This window comes from Streptomyces sp. NPDC041814 (genome assembly GCF_055590565.1).
The window spans coordinates 72,952-88,746 of record NZ_JBVJAM010000007.1; the positions used below are offsets into that span (position 1 = coordinate 72,952).

General features: G+C 73.1%; 10 protein-coding genes. 4 read left to right on the plus strand and 6 right to left on the minus strand.

Translation table 11 applies throughout. The features are described from left to right. A complete protein-coding gene (locus ACZ6C6_RS19005) occupies window positions 1–1,080 on the minus strand; it encodes an LLM class flavin-dependent oxidoreductase (protein ID WP_469204170.1) in 1,080 nt (359 codons plus the stop codon). Between the two features lie 179 nt (window positions 1,081–1,259). Between ACZ6C6_RS19005 and ACZ6C6_RS19010 the strand changes: the two genes are divergently transcribed. Next, a complete protein-coding gene (locus ACZ6C6_RS19010) occupies window positions 1,260–1,658 on the plus strand; it encodes a VOC family protein (protein WP_469204172.1) in 399 nt (132 codons plus the stop codon). Between the two features lie 23 nt (window positions 1,659–1,681). On the opposite strand, the gene ACZ6C6_RS19015 is transcribed toward ACZ6C6_RS19010, so the two are convergent. From ACZ6C6_RS19015 to ACZ6C6_RS19030, 4 genes are all read right to left on the minus strand, one after another. Continuing rightward, window positions 1,682–3,631 carry an NAD-binding protein gene (locus tag ACZ6C6_RS19015; protein WP_469204174.1) on the minus strand — a complete coding sequence of 650 codons (1,950 nt, stop codon included), beginning with the start codon at window positions 3,629–3,631 and terminating at the stop codon, window positions 1,682–1,684. Window positions 3,632–3,661: 30 nt separating this feature from the next. Then, a complete protein-coding gene (locus ACZ6C6_RS19020; RefSeq protein WP_469204176.1) occupies window positions 3,662–8,548 on the minus strand; it encodes a DNA repair ATPase in 4,887 nt (1,628 codons plus the stop codon). 133 nt (window positions 8,549–8,681) lie between these two features. Beyond that, complete coding sequence (locus ACZ6C6_RS19025; protein WP_469204178.1) at window positions 8,682–10,781, minus strand: flotillin family protein; 2,100 nt, start codon at window positions 10,779–10,781, stop codon at window positions 8,682–8,684. 115 nt (window positions 10,782–10,896) lie between these two features. After that, window positions 10,897–11,541, minus strand: coding sequence for a hypothetical protein (locus tag ACZ6C6_RS19030; RefSeq protein ID WP_469204180.1), 645 nt, complete (start codon window positions 11,539–11,541; stop codon window positions 10,897–10,899). Between the two features lie 306 nt (window positions 11,542–11,847). On the opposite strand from ACZ6C6_RS19030, the gene ACZ6C6_RS19035 reads away from it, so the two are divergent. Together ACZ6C6_RS19035 and ACZ6C6_RS19040 are read left to right on the plus strand one after the other, a co-directional pair. Further along, window positions 11,848–12,933, plus strand: a complete 1,086-nt coding sequence (locus ACZ6C6_RS19035) for a PucR family transcriptional regulator (protein ID WP_469204182.1) — start codon at window positions 11,848–11,850, stop codon at window positions 12,931–12,933. A 97-nt stretch (window positions 12,934–13,030) separates the two neighbouring features. Continuing rightward, window positions 13,031–14,533, plus strand: coding sequence for an MFS transporter (locus ACZ6C6_RS19040; RefSeq protein WP_469204184.1), 1,503 nt, complete (start codon window positions 13,031–13,033; stop codon window positions 14,531–14,533). 4 nt (window positions 14,534–14,537) lie between these two features. On the opposite strand, the gene ACZ6C6_RS19045 is transcribed toward ACZ6C6_RS19040, so the two are convergent. Next, on the minus strand, window positions 14,538–15,050 hold the full coding sequence (locus ACZ6C6_RS19045; RefSeq protein WP_469204187.1) for a nitroreductase family deazaflavin-dependent oxidoreductase: 513 nt from the start codon (window positions 15,048–15,050) through the stop codon (window positions 14,538–14,540). A 131-nt stretch (window positions 15,051–15,181) separates the two neighbouring features. Between ACZ6C6_RS19045 and ACZ6C6_RS19050 the strand changes: the two genes are divergently transcribed. Beyond that, on the plus strand, window positions 15,182–15,727 hold the full coding sequence (locus tag ACZ6C6_RS19050) for a MarR family winged helix-turn-helix transcriptional regulator (protein WP_469204189.1): 546 nt from the start codon (window positions 15,182–15,184) through the stop codon (window positions 15,725–15,727). Window positions 15,728–15,795: the final 68 nt, after the last annotated feature.

Here is a 15,795-nt window from a genome sequence, read left to right on the forward strand (position 1 = left end):
TCAGCTCTCCTTCGTGGCGGCGTAGGCGGGGTGCAGCGGCGCGGTCTCGGGGACACCGGCCGGGCGCAGGGCGGCGAACTCCTTGCGCAGGACGGGGACGACCTCCTCGCCGAGGATGTCGAGCTGTTCGAGGACGGTCTTCAGCGGCAGTCCGGCGTGGTCCATCAGGAACAGCTGGCGCTGGTAGTCGCCGACCGCGTCCCGGAAGGTCAGCGTCCGCTCGATGACCTCCTGGGGCGAGCCCACGGTCAGCGGCGTCTGCTGGGTGAAGTCCTCCATCGAGGGCCCGTGTCCGTAGACCGGCGCGTTGTCGAAGTACGGGCGGAACTCGCGTACCGCGTCCTGGGAGTTCTTCCGCATGAACACCTGGCCGCCGAGGCCGACGATCGCCTGCTCGGCGGTGCCGTGGCCGTAGTGCGCGTACCGCTGGCGGTACAGCTGCACCATCTTCTTCGTGTGCTCCATGGGCCAGAAGATGTTGTTGTGGAAGAAGCCGTCGCCGTAGTACGCGGCCTGCTCGGCGATCTCCGGCGAGCGGATCGAACCGTGCCAGACGAACGGCGGCACGCCGTCCAGGGGGCGCGGGGTCGCGGTGAACGACTGGAGCGGCGTACGGAACTTGCCCTCCCAGTCCACGACTTCCTCCCGCCACAGCTTGTGCAGCAGGGCGTAGTTCTCGATGGCGAGCGGGATGCCCTGGCGGATGTCCTTGCCGAACCACGGGTAGACCGGGCCGGTGTTGCCGCGCCCCATCATCAGGTCGACGCGGCCGTCCGCGAGGTGCTGGAGCGTCGCGTAGTCCTCGGCGATCTTGACCGGGTCGTTGGTGGTGATCAGCGTGGTGGAGGTCGACAGCACGATGTTCTTCGTCTGCGCCGCGATGTAGCCGAGCGTGGTGGTCGGTGACGAGGGGACGAACGGCGGGTTGTGGTGCTCACCGGTCGCGAAGACGTCGAGCCCGACCTCCTCGGCCTTCCGCGCGATGGCGACGGTGGCCTTGATCCGCTCGTGCTCGCTCGGCGTCGTACCGGTGGTGGGGTCGGTGGTGACGTCCCCGACGGTGAAGATCCCGAACTGCATGGCGCCCGCCTCCTGGTCGATTGTTGTTGAACCTTGAACTATCTGGACGCCTCGTACAACGGGGGGAGGGGGCGGCGTATTCCTTCCCGGGGACCAGGACCGATGGCCGATGCGCCCAGGCCCACGCGGCTCATACGCTGCGGCCACGCAGCCGCGCGCCGCCCGACGAAGGGACCCCCGTGTCATTCACCGCCGAGACACACGTCCGCCTCGCTCGGCCCTCCCGGGATCTCGCCGCCGCCGAGCGGTTCTGGGTGGACGGGCTGGGACTGACGGTCCTCTTCCGCGCGGACGCCGGACGGAAGCCCGGAACGCATGACCTTCTCATGGTGGGCCATCCCGGCGGCCCCTGGCATCTGGAGCTGACGCGGGGGCCGGTCGAGCCCCGGCCCACGGAGGAGGACCTGCTCGTCCTCTACCTGGACGGACCGGTGCCGGAGGGCATGGTGGCCCGGCTGCTCGCCTGCGGCGGTACGAGGGTCGCCTCCCCGAACCCGTACTGGAACGAGTGGGGCGTCACGGTGGAGGACCCGGACGGCTACCGGCTGGTGCTGTGCCGCCGCGGCTGGCGCCCCTAGGCGCCCGGCCGGGGGTTCCGTCCTCAGACGCCGGACCGGCTGGTGCGGCGGTGCCGGCCGAGCAGTTCCGCGAGGCCCCTTCGGGTGGCCGCGATGATGACGCGGTCCGTGGGGCGGAGTACGTAGCCGGGGTGGAGGTTCCAGACGAGGGCGCCTTCGGGGGCGCCGTTCGGGGCTGCCACGTCCAGGGCCAGGACGCGCCAGGCGCCCTCGCGGAACGCCTGGTCCACCGTGCGGCCCTCCAGCTGGGGGTGGCCGCCGGCCTCCACCGCCGCGAACAGCAGCACCTTGCGCTCGACCGGGATCGCGCCCAGGATCTGCCGGCCCATCATGGCGGCCGCGAACGAGGGGCCCGCCAGGTGGGAGACCGAGCGGGAACGGGTGATCGCCTGCGGATGCGCCGTGCGCAGCGTGCGGTAGACCACCGTGGCGAACTCGTCGTCGAAGAGGCGCACCGTCACCCGCAGGCTCGGCTTGAGCGAGCGCGCGTTCAGCGCCGCCTCCAGGTTCGTCGTGTCGGCGCTGGTCAGCGCGAGGAGCCCGCGTGAGCGGCCGATCTTGGCCGCTTCGAGCACCCCCTCGTCCGTGACGTCACCGAGCACCACCGGCACGTGCAGCCGCCGGGCGACGGGGATGCCGCGCGCGTCCGGATCCTCCTCCACGCAGACCACCGGGATGCCCAGCTCCCGCAGATGCACCAGGACCCGGGTGCCGATCTTGCCCAGCCCGAGCAGCACCACGTGCCCGGAGAGCCCGCGCGGGGGCCGCCGCAGCGAGGAGGCGCCGCGCAGCGAACCGAACGCCTCCAGGACCCCCGCCACCAGCAGCGGCAGCAGCATCAGGCCCGCGATGCCGGAGAGGATCTGGATCACCTGGCGGGCGGTCGGCTCACCGATCGCCGGGTCGCCCATCGCGAACAGGTCGAGCAGCGTGAGATAGGCCGCGTGCAGCGGATCGTCGCCGGTGGTGAACGAGGACGCCACCGCGAGCCCGAGCACCGCGAGGCCGACGCCCAGCGCCGACCACCGCAGCCGCCGCGAGAAGAACTGGCTGAGCGGTGCGCTCCGGCCGCTCATCCGGACCTTCGGGGCGGTCGGCCCGGACTGCGTGACGGCCTCCAGGACGACCGCGCCGCGCCCGGTCGCGGCGGCGATCTCCGCCGGTCCGGGCAGCAGTTGCGGCCCCTCCGCCCCGCTGCTGTCGGAGCCCTCCGCGCCCGCCGGGTCGTGGGTGGTGGAGGAGAGCAGGGCCAGGGTGCACAGGCCGGGGTCGGCGACCTGGCCGCCCGGCGGCGGGATGCGCTCGGCGGCCCGCAGGAACAGGCCCTCGGCCCGGATCACCCGCGTCGACCCGGCGAGCGCGGTGGCCGCGAGTGCGGGCGCGGCGGTGTCCGCGTCGGACAGCACCGTGGTGGAGGCGTCGATCGCGGCCGGGTCGAGCCCGGGGGACGCGACGGCCGCCGCCTGGTCGAGCAGGGACTCCAGATGCTGGCCCAGCTTCCGGTTGTAGAGCCGGATCACCAGCCGCACACGGGGGTTGAGCCGCCGCGCGGTCAGCGCCGCCCGGATGTTGCGCTCGTCGTCGTCGTAGACGAGGGCGACCGCCGAGGCCCGGGCGATGCCCGCCTCCGCCAGCGACTCGTCGGACGGCTCGGCCGCCTGGAGGATGCGCACCGCCTCGACGCCCGCATTGGTGTCCCCGTCCGAACCGTGCGGCAGCCCGCCGCCGTTGCGGTTCATCGCGGACGCCATCCGCCCGAACAGCGCCGCGGCCCGCCCGCGTCCGCTCAACGGCTCGTCGGGCCTGACCGCTCCCGGCTCCGGCGGCACGACGAGGGTGACCCGTTCCCCGTACACGTAACGCAGCTCGACGGCGAGCCGCTGGGCGAGTGCGTCGTCCCCGCAGACGACCATGTGGCCGGAGAACGGGGAGGGTTGGGGTTGCTGGGGGAATGAGGACACGTGTCCCAGCATGCCTTGCTCCGTTCCGTTGATCGAGGACGGTCAGCGGTCCTCGGGGTGCCTCGCCAGCAGGTGGCGCGGGTCGGCTGCGCGCCCGATCGCCGTCTCGACGGCCGCGATCCGGTCCGCGAGCAGCCCGAGCGCCGCCACCGCGCGGGTCATCGGATCACCCTCGGGCCCGCCGAGCGCCTGGGTGCGGACGTACGAGGAACAGAGCGCCGCCCACCGTTCGGCCTGCCCGGGCGTGAGCGTGCCCCGCAGCGCGGCAAGCTTCAGGAGCGCGGCCTCGGCGCCGCTGGTGAGGGTCTGCGCCTCGCCCGCGTAGTGGTCGTCCACGAGCGCGGACAGCTCGGCGTCGTTCATCACCGGTGCGATCCGCTCCGCGATCCGGTTCATGTTGCGGTACGAACCCTGGAGCCGGAACGGCGGTTCGGTGCGGGTGGCGTCGGTCTGCGCGGCGGACGCGATGTACGCGGCGTTGACCGCGAGCACGGTGTCCCGGGCCCGCAGCAGATGCCGCAGGACGGCGGTGATCCGGTCCACCTCGGCGGGTGCGTAGGGGTGTTGGAGCTGTTCCGGACGGGCCGCGGGATCGTCGGCGGCGAGCCGCAGCAGCAGCGCCAGGTCCTCGCGGGAGCGGCCGGCGAGCGGGGCGAGGACCGGGTTGGCGGTCAGCGCGTTCTCCACGAAGCTCAGCGCGAAGGTGTCCTCGCGGCCGGACAGCACCTCGCCCAGATTCCACACGTCGGCCCGGTTGGCGAGCATGTCGGGCACCTGGAAGCGCGCCCCGGACTCGGTGTACGGGTTGCCCGCCATGCACACCGCGAACCGCTTGCCCCGCAGGTCGTAGGTGCGCGGCTCACCGTCCCGCACGCCCTCGATGCGGCGCGTGGCGTCGCAGAGCGGAATGAACTTCTGGAGGAGTTCCGGCGAGGTGTGCTGGATGTCGTCCAGGTAGAGCAGCGTGTTGTTGCCCGCCTCCAGCGCGAAGTTGATCTTCTCGATCTCCTGGCGCGCGGTGGCGCTGCCCGCCTGTGCGGGGTCGAGCGAGGTCACGTCGTGGCCCAGGTTCGGTCCGCTGATCTTGACGAGGACGAGCCCGAGCCGGTCGGCGACGTACTCCATGAGCGTCGTCTTGCCGTAGCCGGGCGGCGATACGAGCAGCAGCAGGCCCTGCGAGTCGGTGCGGCGGTCGGCGTCGGCGGTGGAGAGCTGCTTGGCGAGGCTGTCCCCGATCAGCGGCAGATAGACCTCGTCCAGCAGCTGGTTGCGCACGAACGCCGACATCACGCGCGGGCGGTGGTCGTCGAGGCGCAGCCGGGTCCGCTCGGCGGCGACCAGAGCGGTGCGCCGGCGCTGGTAGGCGCGGAAACCGGGGACGACTTCGGTGCGGAACTCCTCGGTCCGGGAAAGGAGTTCATCGATGCGGACGGTGAGCCGGCCGCGCTCGATGCGCGGGTGGACGCCGAGGAGCCCTTCGACGGTCTCGGTGAGCGGCGCGTCCGCCTCGTAACGGCCGAGCAGGGGCTCGGGGCACAGCTCGACGGCGACGGCTTCCGCGAGGTCGCCCGGCTCGATGTCCGTGCCGCTCGCCCCGGCGTACGAGGTGAGCCAGCCCTCCACGAGCTGGCGCCGGGCGGGCAGGTCGTCCGCGAGGGCGGCGAGGTCGTCGTCGTACGCCGTGGTGCCGGTGGCGTGGCGGAACTTGTCCAGGAACGCGCGGACGGAGGCACCCGTCGCGAAGCCCTCGGGGCCGCCGGTCAGCTCCTCGAAGAGGTAGGCGGCGACGGCCCCGGGGCGTTCGCCGCCGATTACCGCCGCCCACTCCTCCTGGAGCGCGGCGACCGCCGGGGCGAGCCCGAAGGTCTCCCGGGCGCGGGCCAGCGAGCGGGCGCGGCGCGTCCAGGAGGTGCGGCGGGTCCCGTCCGCCTCATGGGCCCAGAACAGCTGGGCGGCGGCCCGGACGGCGGGCGGGAAGCGCAGCAGCCCGGCCCCCGCGTGCAGCCGCAGCAGAGCGGCCAGGATCGCGGTCGCGTCCTCGTCGTGGACGCCGCGCTGATACCCCTCGTCGTACGCGGCGGCAGCGGATTCGCGGACGAGCGCGGCGAGTTCGCCGTCCTCCAGGTCGGCTAGCCGGTCCGCGCCGTGCTCGTCCAGGAGGCGGGCCGCCAGGTGCTCGCCCCGGTAGACCGCCGGGGACTCGGACGGGAGCGTCTGGTCCCAGTACGGGCGGGTCGCGGCGAACTCCGGGTCCGTCACCGGCATCCGGTAGTCGGTCCCGGTGACGGCGAACGCGAGCGTGCCGTCCTGCGGCACGAGGGTGAGCTCGAACGGCTGGGTGTTCACCGCGAACCGGTGCCGGCCGAGGCGGATCACGGACCCGCCGTCCGCGTACAGCTCGTCCCGGTCGCGCAGGGCCCGTCCCGCCTCCTGCCGGGCGGCGAGCAGCTGCCCGTCCAGCTCCTCCGCGCGCACGGTGTCACCGAGCGCCCGCAGCTCCTCGGCGGTCCGGCGGATCTTGGCGACCATCGGGTCGGAGGCGAAGTAGGTGTGGACGGCGTCCGCGTCGGGAAGGGCGGCGCTGCGCCGGGCGACCGTCTCCAGGACCCGCGCCGCCGAGTCGGCGAGGCGCTCGGTGCGCCGGGCCAGCTCGTCCTGGAGGCCCTGCTTGCGCGCCGAGAACGCCTCGTACACCTCGGTCCGGCGCTCGCCGAGCTCCGCCAGGAAGTCGTCGTACTCCGCGAACCGCGCCTCCAGGTTCTCCAGCTGGAGCAGCAGCCTGGCCAGCTGCTCGTCGCAGGACTCCGGTGTCCCCGCGGCGGCCAGGGCGGCTGTGACGGCCTGCCCGAGCAGCGCGGACTCGGCGGCGAACTCGGCCCGGCCCTCGTGGTCCGCGAGCGCGCGGCGGCGGGCGTCGAGCGTGGCGCGGGCCCGGTTGACGGCGCCCAGGACCTCCGCGATGCGTTCCAGGATCGACGTACGGACCACCCCGTCGCCGATGTCCAGACCGGCGACGACGTCCGTGACGGTGCTCAGGCCGTCCGTCATGGTGGCCAGCCTGTCCCCGAGCGCGGCGGCGTCGGTGACCGTGGCGAGTCCGGCGGCCTCCTCGGTGAGGCGGGCGATGTCCTCGTGGTACCCGGCGAAGGAGTCGTCCCTGGCCAGGAAGGCGACCGCGCGGCGGGCAGCCGCCTCGATGTCCTCGGCGGTGGTCGCGGTGAGCTCCGCGATGCGCTCGGTTTCCGCGTACCGCATCTCGGCCAGGGATGCCAAGTGCCCGTGGGCGCCCCGCAGCTCGGTGAGGCGGTCGACCCATTCCGCGGCGGTGCGGGGGGCCTCGCCGCGGACCCGGCGGACCAGGGTGGTGATGCGGTCGGCGGTCTCGGCGAGCGCGTCGGCGGCCTGCCGGGTGAGGGCCTGGACCGCCTCGAACTCCGCGACGACCTGGCGCGCGGTCTCCCGCAGCTCGCCCAACGGCTCGGCCAGCCCGCCCAGCTCCGCGTCGTCCAGCCAGTGGTAACGGTCGCCCGCCCGTACGCAGTCGGCGACCAGCCGGTCGTACACGGCGGCCGTCGGCGTCGTCTCGGACGCGGCGTGCGCGAGGGCCAGGCAGTCGGAGATCCCGCGCACGAGGTCGGCGTTGCCGACCCGGGCCAGCGGACCTTCGCCCGCCGGGCGGGACGCGGCGTAGGTGTCGGAGACGTACGGCGTCTGCCAGCGCTGCAACGGGTGCACGCGCGCGGCGCCGCCCTCGCCGCCCTCCACCGGGTCGCGGAGCACGACGAGCGTGCCGTCCTCCAGCAGCGCGTGGCCCCGGCCCTGGAGCGGGGTGGCCACTTCCTGGCGGATCACGTTGTACGGAAGGAGCAGGCCGCGGCCGTCCTGGCGGTCCCGGAAGACGTACAGCACGTCCTCGCCGTTCGGGGAGTGGACGGCCTCCTCGAAGACCGGGTCGGTGAGCGGCTGCGCGATGTCGAAGGTCCTGGCCTCGCCGGTGGTCAGGTAGAAGCCGCCGGGGAAGATGATCCCCTGGTCCTCGGGGAGCCGTCGGCAGGCCGGGCCGATGCCGTCGAGGCGGGTGACGGTTCCGAGGAGTGCGTTGAAGACGAGGTGGCGCCTCGCCTCCTCCTTGTACGGGCGGACCCGCAGCAGCACGAGCGGGCCCAGCTCCGCGTACTCGACCTCGGCGTCCGCGAGCGACTGGAGCGGTTCGGTGACCGGCTCCTCGTAGATCCCCTCCGGGGTCTCCGTGTCGTTGACGGTCTTCACGGTGAGCGTGCCGCCCAGCGTGTCCACGTACAGCCCGGCCTCGCAGCCGATGGCGATGTGCGGGTGGCGGCCCGCGACGTGGGCCTCGCGGCCCGCGGTGGTCCAGGTGAAGTCGTGCGACGGCGGGAAGACGTGGTCGCGCTCGCCGCGCGCGTCGAGGAACGCGCCGGGGGAGCCGTCCGGGTTCAGCGCCCAGCGCAGGACCCGGATGTCCTTCGCGGTGTCGCCGGTACGGAAGACCGCCAGCAGGCGGCCCTCGGTCCGGCGCAGCCGCAGCAGGCGGGCGGCGCGGAAGTAGCGGTGCAGGCCGTCGAATTCGCGGACGAAGGCGGCGTCGGTGAGCGGGGTGCCGGTGCCGGGGGCGAGGTCGGCGGCGTACAGCGCGAGGACGTCGTCCACGGCGGGCGCGTCCTGCCGTCCCGGGCCGCGCTCGAAGCCGAACAGCAGCTCGCCGCCGAGTGCGACGAGGTCGCGGGGGGTGGAGGGGCGGTGCGTCCGGATCTGCTCGCTGCCGAGCAGCTGGAGTCCGGTGGCGCCGAACGCCTCCGTGCGGCGGACGTTGAGAGCGGTGGCCCGGCGGGCGAGCTCGGTGGCGTGCGTACGGAGGCGGCGCCGCAGGACGTCGTAGTCCCCGGCGGCGGGGGCGGTCACGTTGTCCACTGGGTGCTCCTTGCGATGTGGCTTGCGGCGGTGTCCTCGATCGCCGGACGGGCTTGCGAGGCCCGCCCCACCCGGCCCGTCCGGCGTTGGAGGACGGACGGGTCCCTGTGGGGCGTTCGGGCGACGGACGTCCTCAGGACACCGGGGTACCGTTCAGGCCCGCCGGGACCAGGCCGCTCAGCGGGACGTCTGCCAGGCCCAGCGACTTCGCGTGGTCGAGCAGCGCGCGGACCTGGTCCGCACCGACCCCCGCAGAGGGCGCGGCCATCAGCCGCATCAGCAGCGCCGACACCGTCAGGTTCTGCACGTCACCCGTGGAGACCGAGGACAGCACCCGCGTCAGGTCCTCCGTGAACGAGGACTCGCCGTTCAGCCAGGGGCCGGCCAGGGCCTTCGCCGTCTCGGAGTTGCCCACGAAGCCGTCCAGGCTCTTGCCCATCGAGATGGACGACACCAGCCGGTCGAAGAAGACCGACTCGCCGCCGACGATGTCGATGTCCGCGTTCTCCAGACCCGTGGCCAGCACCGTCGCCTGCGCCTCCGCGACCTGCCGCTGGACGTCCAGGCCCGCGAGCCGGATCTCCTTCTCGGCGGCCAGCCGCAGCCGGTACTCCTCGTGGCCGCGCGACGCGTCGTCCAGCGCCGCCATCGCGGCCGCCTTCTCCGTGAGGCCCGCGGCCTCCGCCTTCAGCTTCTCGCCGATCATCGCCGCGTCGGCCGACGCCTGAGCCTGCGTACCCTCCGCGTCCGCGAGGGCCTTGAGACGGGCGCCCTCCGCCTCGGCCTTGAGCCGCGCGGACGTGGCCTCGGCCTCGGCGAGCCCCGTCTTCTCGATCACCTCCGCCGCCGCGTCCCGCACCTGGACGTCCGCGAGGCCGGGCGCCGCCGTCTCCGCCTGGATGCCCTCGGCGAGCCGCAGCTTGGCCTGCGCGTCGAGGTCGGCGGTCTTCAGCCGGGCCTCCGCGAGCGTCAGCTGCTCGGCCGCCCGGTGGGTGGCCGCGGCCTCCGCCGCCTCGGCCGCCTTGATGTCCTTGACCAGCCGCTCCTGCGCCTCGGCCTCGGCGGCGATGATGACGGACTTGCGGGTGCGCTCGGACTCCTCGACGGACCGGAGCGTCTTGATGGACTCCTCCTGCTCGGCGACCGTGCGGTCCACCGCGATCCGCTCACGGATGACGTCGGCGACCTCGCGGCGTTCCGCCTCGACCTCCTTCGTCGCGGCGATGCGGTTCAGCTCGGTCTCGCGCTCACGCCCGATGACCTCCAGCATCCGGTCCTTCTCGATGCGCTCGTTCTCCACGGCGATGACCCGCTCGCGGTTCTTCTGCGCGACGGCGATCTCCCGGGCCTGGTTCTCCCGCTGGATGCCCAGCTGCTCCTCCGTCTTGATGAACGCGGCCTGGGCGCCGAGACGCTCCTCCTCCTGGACCCGGGCGGTCGCCGCCTCCTCGCGGGCCCGCAGCGTCTCGACCTCGCGGCGCTGCTTGATCTCCGCCTCGGCCTGCCGGCGCTCCAGCTCCAGGATGGTCTCCCGGGCGTCGACGTCCTGCCGGGTGATCTCCTTCTGCTCGGTGCGCTGGAACTCGTTGGTGCGGACGTGCTCGATCGCCGTCAGCTCGGTGATCTTCCGGATGCCCTGCGCGTCCAGGATGTTGGCGCCGTCGAGCTGCGCCATCGGGGTCTGCTCCAGGAAGTCGATCGCCGCGTCGTCCAGGTGGTAACCGTTCAGGTCGGTACCGATGACCCGGATGATCCGGTCGCGGAACTCCTCGCGCTTCGTGTACAGGTCCACGAAGTCCAGCTGCTTGCCGACGGTCTTGAGCGCCTCGGAGAACTTCGCCGCGAAGAACTCCTGGATGGCGGCCTTGTCGCTGGCGCGCACGGTGCCGATGGACTGGGCGACCTTCTTGACGTCCTCGACGGTCTTGTTGACCCGCACGAAGAACGTGATGTGGATGTCGGCGCGGATGTTGTCCTGGCAGATCAGGCCCTCACGCCCGGTGCGCCGGATCTCGATGGTCTTGACCGAGATGTCCATGGACTCGGCCTTGTGCAGCACCGGCAGGACGACGGCACCGGTGAAGGTCACGTCGACCTTCTTGGTCTTGGAGATGATCAGGGCCTTGCCCTGCTCCACCTTGCGGAAGAGCCGGGTGATGATCAGCAGCACGGCTACGGCGATGAGCAGGACCACGGCGACGAGCAGGCCGAGGCCCAAGGAGATGGCATCCATGACAGTCCTTGGCGGCAGGTGGTGCGGAAATGAGCGGTTTCACGTGAAACGGGCGCGGCGGCACACGGCGTCCGGGCAGGCCGGACGGGCGCATCGCGCCGACAGGGGCGGTGGCTCAGACAGTGGGGCCGGGGGCCGTACGGCCGGGCGGCGGACCCGGGTCGAGCGCCTTGTCGTAGGCCGAGACCCAGAAGAACTCCCCGGCCTCGTCGTACGCGTACAGCAGTCCGGAGCATCCGGAGGTCAGCTGCGCGTCGACCGGTTCCAGTTGGCGCACCTGCACGGTGGCGGTGGTCCCGTCGTCGGCGGTGACCTCGGCCTGGCCGAAGTCCGTGGAGACCGAGCCGGTACGGATCGTGCAGACGCGGCCCAGGAAGTCCTGGCGCGATGGCGGAGGCTGGTCGGGGAAGACGCGCCGGAAGTGGTGGACGAGCAGCCGCACCGCACCCCAGGCGAGCAGCAGGGCCCCGGCGAGCACCGCGCAGGCCAGCACGGCGCGCAGTGTTCCGGTGGCACCCGAGCGGTGCACCAGGACCGAACCGGTCAGGGCGGAGAACCAGCCGACGGCGATCATCAGGGACACCGAGACGGTGACCGGGACGCCTCCGACACCGGCGAAATCGGTGTCCAGGTCGGCGTCGAAGGAGTGGTGGTCGGCCGCGCCGACCAGGACCAGCAGCCAGAAGGCGATGACGACGACCAGCGCGGCGGCGAAGAGTACGGCCGGGAAGGACAGCGTCGCGTCCAGGAATTCCCGCATCGGTGTCGACCCCCTGCCGTTCCGTCGGCGGTCTCGCCGGCGTCCGCGCGGACCGGTCGGTGACCCCGGTGCCGCGGCGTCGCCCTCGACGACGCCGCGGCAGCCGGGTCTTCCCCCGATCCCCCGTGCACCCCCGTGTTTCCCCCGTTGGGTCCCCCGTGCGGTGCTGACAGGATCGTGTCATCCGGGGCGGCCCGATCGCATTGCCGGATTACGGCAACGTTCACCACTCCCCGATGCCGGGCACCGGCACCGCCCCTCGTACGTTGGGCCGGTGTCGTACGGAGGGGAAACGGAGGCGGACGCATGGCGGAACTGGTGATTCCTGACAGTTTTCTGGAGGGTTACGCACAGATACTGGGGGAGGTGGCCGTCTCGGGACGGCGGCTGACCCGCGAGGAGCTGGACTCCCGCCGCGCCCTGGGCCGGGAGGCCGCCGAGGCCGGCCACCAGCTCCGTGCCCTGGTCCGCATGCATCTCGCCGAGACCCGCGCCGCCTGGCCCGCCCCCGCCCCCGGCACGGCCCCGGCCGCCGCGGCCGCCGCCACCGACAGCGTGCTGGCCGCGATGGAGCAGGCGGTCGACGCGTTCGCGGACGGTTTCGAGCGTGCCCAGCGCCTCACGGTGCGCCGCGAGGAGGCCGCCAGGCGGGAGTTCATCGACGACCTCCTGTACGGGCGCAGCGATCTCGGCCGGCTCGCCGAGCGGGCCACCCGCTTCGGGCTGCGCCTCTCGCGCGCCCACGCCGTGGCGGTCGCGACGGGCCCGGAGGCGTACACCGAGACGGAGGCGGTGCCCCGGCACGTGGAGTCGGCGATGCTGGCCCGGTTCGGCGGGCGCAAGATCCTGCTCACCACGAAGGACGGGCGCATGGTGTGCGTCGCGCCCGGCAGCCAGCCCGACGTCCTGCGCTACTTCGCGAAGCAGGCGCACGCGGCGACGGACGGCGGCCGGGTCGCCATCGGCCGCGCCCACCGGGGCCCCGGCGGCGTCGTCCAGTCGTACGACGAGGCGCTGGACGCGCTGGACCTGGCGGACCGGATGGACCTGGACGACCCCGTGCTGTTCGCCGCCGACCTGCTGGTCTACCCCGTGCTGACCCGGGACCGGCAGGCCATGGCCGATCTCGTACGCAGTGAGCTCGGCCCCCTCCAGAAGGCCAGGGGAGGCGCCGAACCGCTGCTCAGGACGCTGTCGGTGTACTTCGAAGCGGGCTGTGTCGCCGCCGAGACCGCCCGCCGCCTCTCGCTGAGCGTCCGGGCCCTCACGTACCGGCTGGAACGCATCCACCAGCTGACCGGCTCCGACCCGGCGGACCCCCAGCACCGCTACACGCTCCAGACCGCGGTGATCGGCGCCCGGCTGCTGGACTGGCCGGCCAAGGACCTCTGAGCCCTCGGGCCCGGCTCCGCATGCGGGACGGGCGGGCTCCGCCTAGCGTGATCATCCGGGGGATTCCGGTGGTGTGCGCAGCGAGGAGTTCCGCCCCATGGCCCGTGAAGCAGGTCCCCGAGCAGCAGGAACCCGCAGGGCGGCCCCCCGCGCGGACCACCCGTCCCACCGCTGGTGGGTCCTCGGGGTGATCGGCCTCGCCCAGCTGATGGTGGTGCTCGACGCGACGATCGTGAACATCGCGCTGCCCTCCGCCCAGCAGGACCTCGGCTTCAGCGACGGCAACCGGCAGTGGATCGTCACGGCGTACGCCCTCGCCTTCGGCTCGCTGCTGCTGCTCGGCGGACGCATCGCGGACCTGGTGGGCCGCCGGGCGGTCTTCCTGACCGGCCTCGTCGGCTTCGCGGTCGCCTCCGCGATCGGCGGCGCCGCCCCGAGCTTCGAGGTCCTGGTGCTGGCCCGCGCCCTGCAGGGCCTGTTCGGCGCGCTGCTCGCCCCGGCGGCGCTGTCCCTGCTCACCACGACGTTCACGGTGCCCAAGGAGCGGGCCAAGGCGTTCGGGATCTACGGCGCCATCGCGGGGGCGGGCGGTGCGGTGGGGCTGCTGCTCGGCGGGGTCCTCACCGAGTACCTGGACTGGCGCTGGTGCCTCTACGTCAACCTGGTCTTCGCGTTCCTCGCGTTCACCGGCGGTTGGCGGCTGCTGGCCGCGGGGGCGCCGGCGGACCGGCCCCGGCTCGACATCCCGGGGACCCTGCTGGTCTCGGCAGGTCTCTTCTGCATCGTCTACGGCTTCTCGGAGGCCGAGTCGCACGCCTGGAGCTCGCCGCTGACCTGGGGGTTCCTGGTGGCGGGCGCCGTACTGGTGACGGCCTTCGCGTGGTGGCAGACCAGGGCGGCGCATCCGCTGCTGCCGATGCGGGTGGTGCTGGACCGGGACCGGGCGGCGTCGTACCTCGCGATGTTCATCTCCGGCGGCGGGATGTTCGGCGTCTTCCTCTTCCTCACGTACTACCTGCAGAAGAGCCTGGGCTATTCGCCGGTCTCGACCGGTCTCGCCTTCCTGCCGATGGTCGCCTGCATGATCGCCTCGTCCATGACGACCACGAACGTGCTGGTGCCGAAGCTGGGCGCGAAGATCATCGTGCCGACCGGGATGGGCATCGCCGCCGCCGCGATGGTGTGGCTGACCGCGCTGGACCTGACCAGCACCTACCCCGCGCATGTGCTGCCGCCGACGCTCTGCCTGGGCATCGGTCTCGGCATGGTCTTCGCCACGGCGATGAACCTGGCGACCGCGGGCGTCGGACCGCGGGACGCCGGGGTGGCCTCGGCGATGGTCAACACCAGCCAGCAGGTCGGCGGCTCCATCGGCACGGCCCTGCTGAACACCCTCGCGACCAGCGCCGCCACGAGCTACCTGGTGGGCCGCAGGCCGACCCCGCCCGTCGCCGCCCAGGCCCAGCTGGAGAGTTACTCCACCGCGTACTGGTGGTCCGCGGGCTTCTTCGCCCTCGGGCTCGTCGTCACCGTGTTCCTCTACCGGCCCGGCGCGCCCCGCCCGCACCTCGCGGAGGAACCGGCGCGGGCCCGAGCGTGAGGCGTCAGCGCCTCGCGCCCTCCGTGAGCCGGACGAACGGGATCGACCGGCCCACCCGCCGGTAGTCCTCCGTACCGCCGTCCACCTCGAAGCCCATGTACGCGCAGAGCCGGCGGGCGACCCTGGGGTGGCGGGGTGCGTACCGGACCATCAGCTCGCCGCCCTCCTCGGCCGTCAGCACCTGCGCGGTCACCGCGTGGAACCGGCGGCCGACCTGCACCGTGGCGTGCGGGGTGCGCTCCAGGTTGCGGAACCAGTCGGCGCCGGGGCCGAATCCCGAGGCGACCGTCCAGCAGGCCCGGCCCTCGTGGGTGCCCGCCTCCACGACCTCGATGGCCGTCCGGCGGGGGAGGCCCGAGACGCGGCCGGTGTGGACGAGCAGCAGCAGCCGCCCCCCGAAGAGCGGCCCGAGCCCCATGCGGAACATGTGGACGGGCAGCCGGAAGGCGGCGCGCCGCCAGCCGGTCGGCGGGTCCGGGCGCCGGGGAGCGGGCGTAGCCGCAGGTTCATGCGTCACTATGCAAACGTTGCACAATCCAAAGGTTGGTGCCAGCGTGTGCCGCTGTCGGTCCGGTACCGGTTGGATGGCGGTTGTGTATCGGATGACGTCCGGTTCGAGTAACCCGGTCGGGCGCGGTAAAAAGAGGCATGGCCGCGCACGGACAGGCACCCGATGACCCCCCGACCGCCCCGGACCGGGATGACGTCGACGAGGTGACGCGCGCGGTGCTGACCGCGTCGAGACTGCTCGTCGCGGTGTCCGCCCGGTCGCTCGCGGCGGTCGAGGACCGGGTGACGCTGCCCCAGTTCCGGCTGCTCGTGGTGCTCTCCACGCACGGGGACGCCAAGCTCGTCACCCTCGCCGAGCGCCTCGGCGTGAACCCCTCGACCGCGATGCGGATGCTCGACCGGCTGATCGCGGCGGGCCTCGCGGACCGTCAGGTCAACCAGGCCAACCGCCGCGAGACGGTGCTGCGGGTGACGCCCGAGGGCCATCGCCTGGTCGAGGAGGTCACGGCCGGCCGCCGCCGCGAGGTCGCCTCGATCGTGGAGCGCATCGCACCCGCGCAGCGCGCCGCGCTGATCGACGCGCTGCGGGCGTTCACCGACGCGGGCGGCGAGGCGGCGGCTCCCGCGGAGGGTGCCGGCGCCTACCCCCTGGGGTGGGCGCCGGACCTGCCGGCGGGGGCCTGAGACCGGGGCCGGGAGGCCGAGGCCGGGGCCCGAGGCGGGGACCCGGCGCCCGAGGCCCCAGGCCGGGG

Excerpts from the sequence above, each read along its gene's own strand:
- ACZ6C6_RS19015 (WP_469204174.1), bottom strand. The coding sequence starts at position 3,631 with ATGCTGGGACACGTGTCCTCATTCCCCCAGCAACCCCAACCCTCCCCG.
- ACZ6C6_RS19035 (WP_469204182.1), top strand. The coding sequence starts at position 11,848 with ATGGCGGAACTGGTGATTCCTGACAGTTTTCTGGAGGGTTACGCACAG.
- ACZ6C6_RS19005 (WP_469204170.1), bottom strand. The coding sequence starts at position 1,080 with ATGCAGTTCGGGATCTTCACCGTCGGGGACGTCACCACCGACCCCACC.
- ACZ6C6_RS19040 (WP_469204184.1), top strand. The coding sequence starts at position 13,031 with ATGGCCCGTGAAGCAGGTCCCCGAGCAGCAGGAACCCGCAGGGCGGCC.
- ACZ6C6_RS19050 (WP_469204189.1), top strand. The coding sequence starts at position 15,182 with ATGGCCGCGCACGGACAGGCACCCGATGACCCCCCGACCGCCCCGGAC.
- ACZ6C6_RS19030 (WP_469204180.1), bottom strand. The coding sequence starts at position 11,541 with ATGCGGGAATTCCTGGACGCGACGCTGTCCTTCCCGGCCGTACTCTTC.
- ACZ6C6_RS19025 (WP_469204178.1), bottom strand. The coding sequence starts at position 10,781 with ATGGATGCCATCTCCTTGGGCCTCGGCCTGCTCGTCGCCGTGGTCCTG.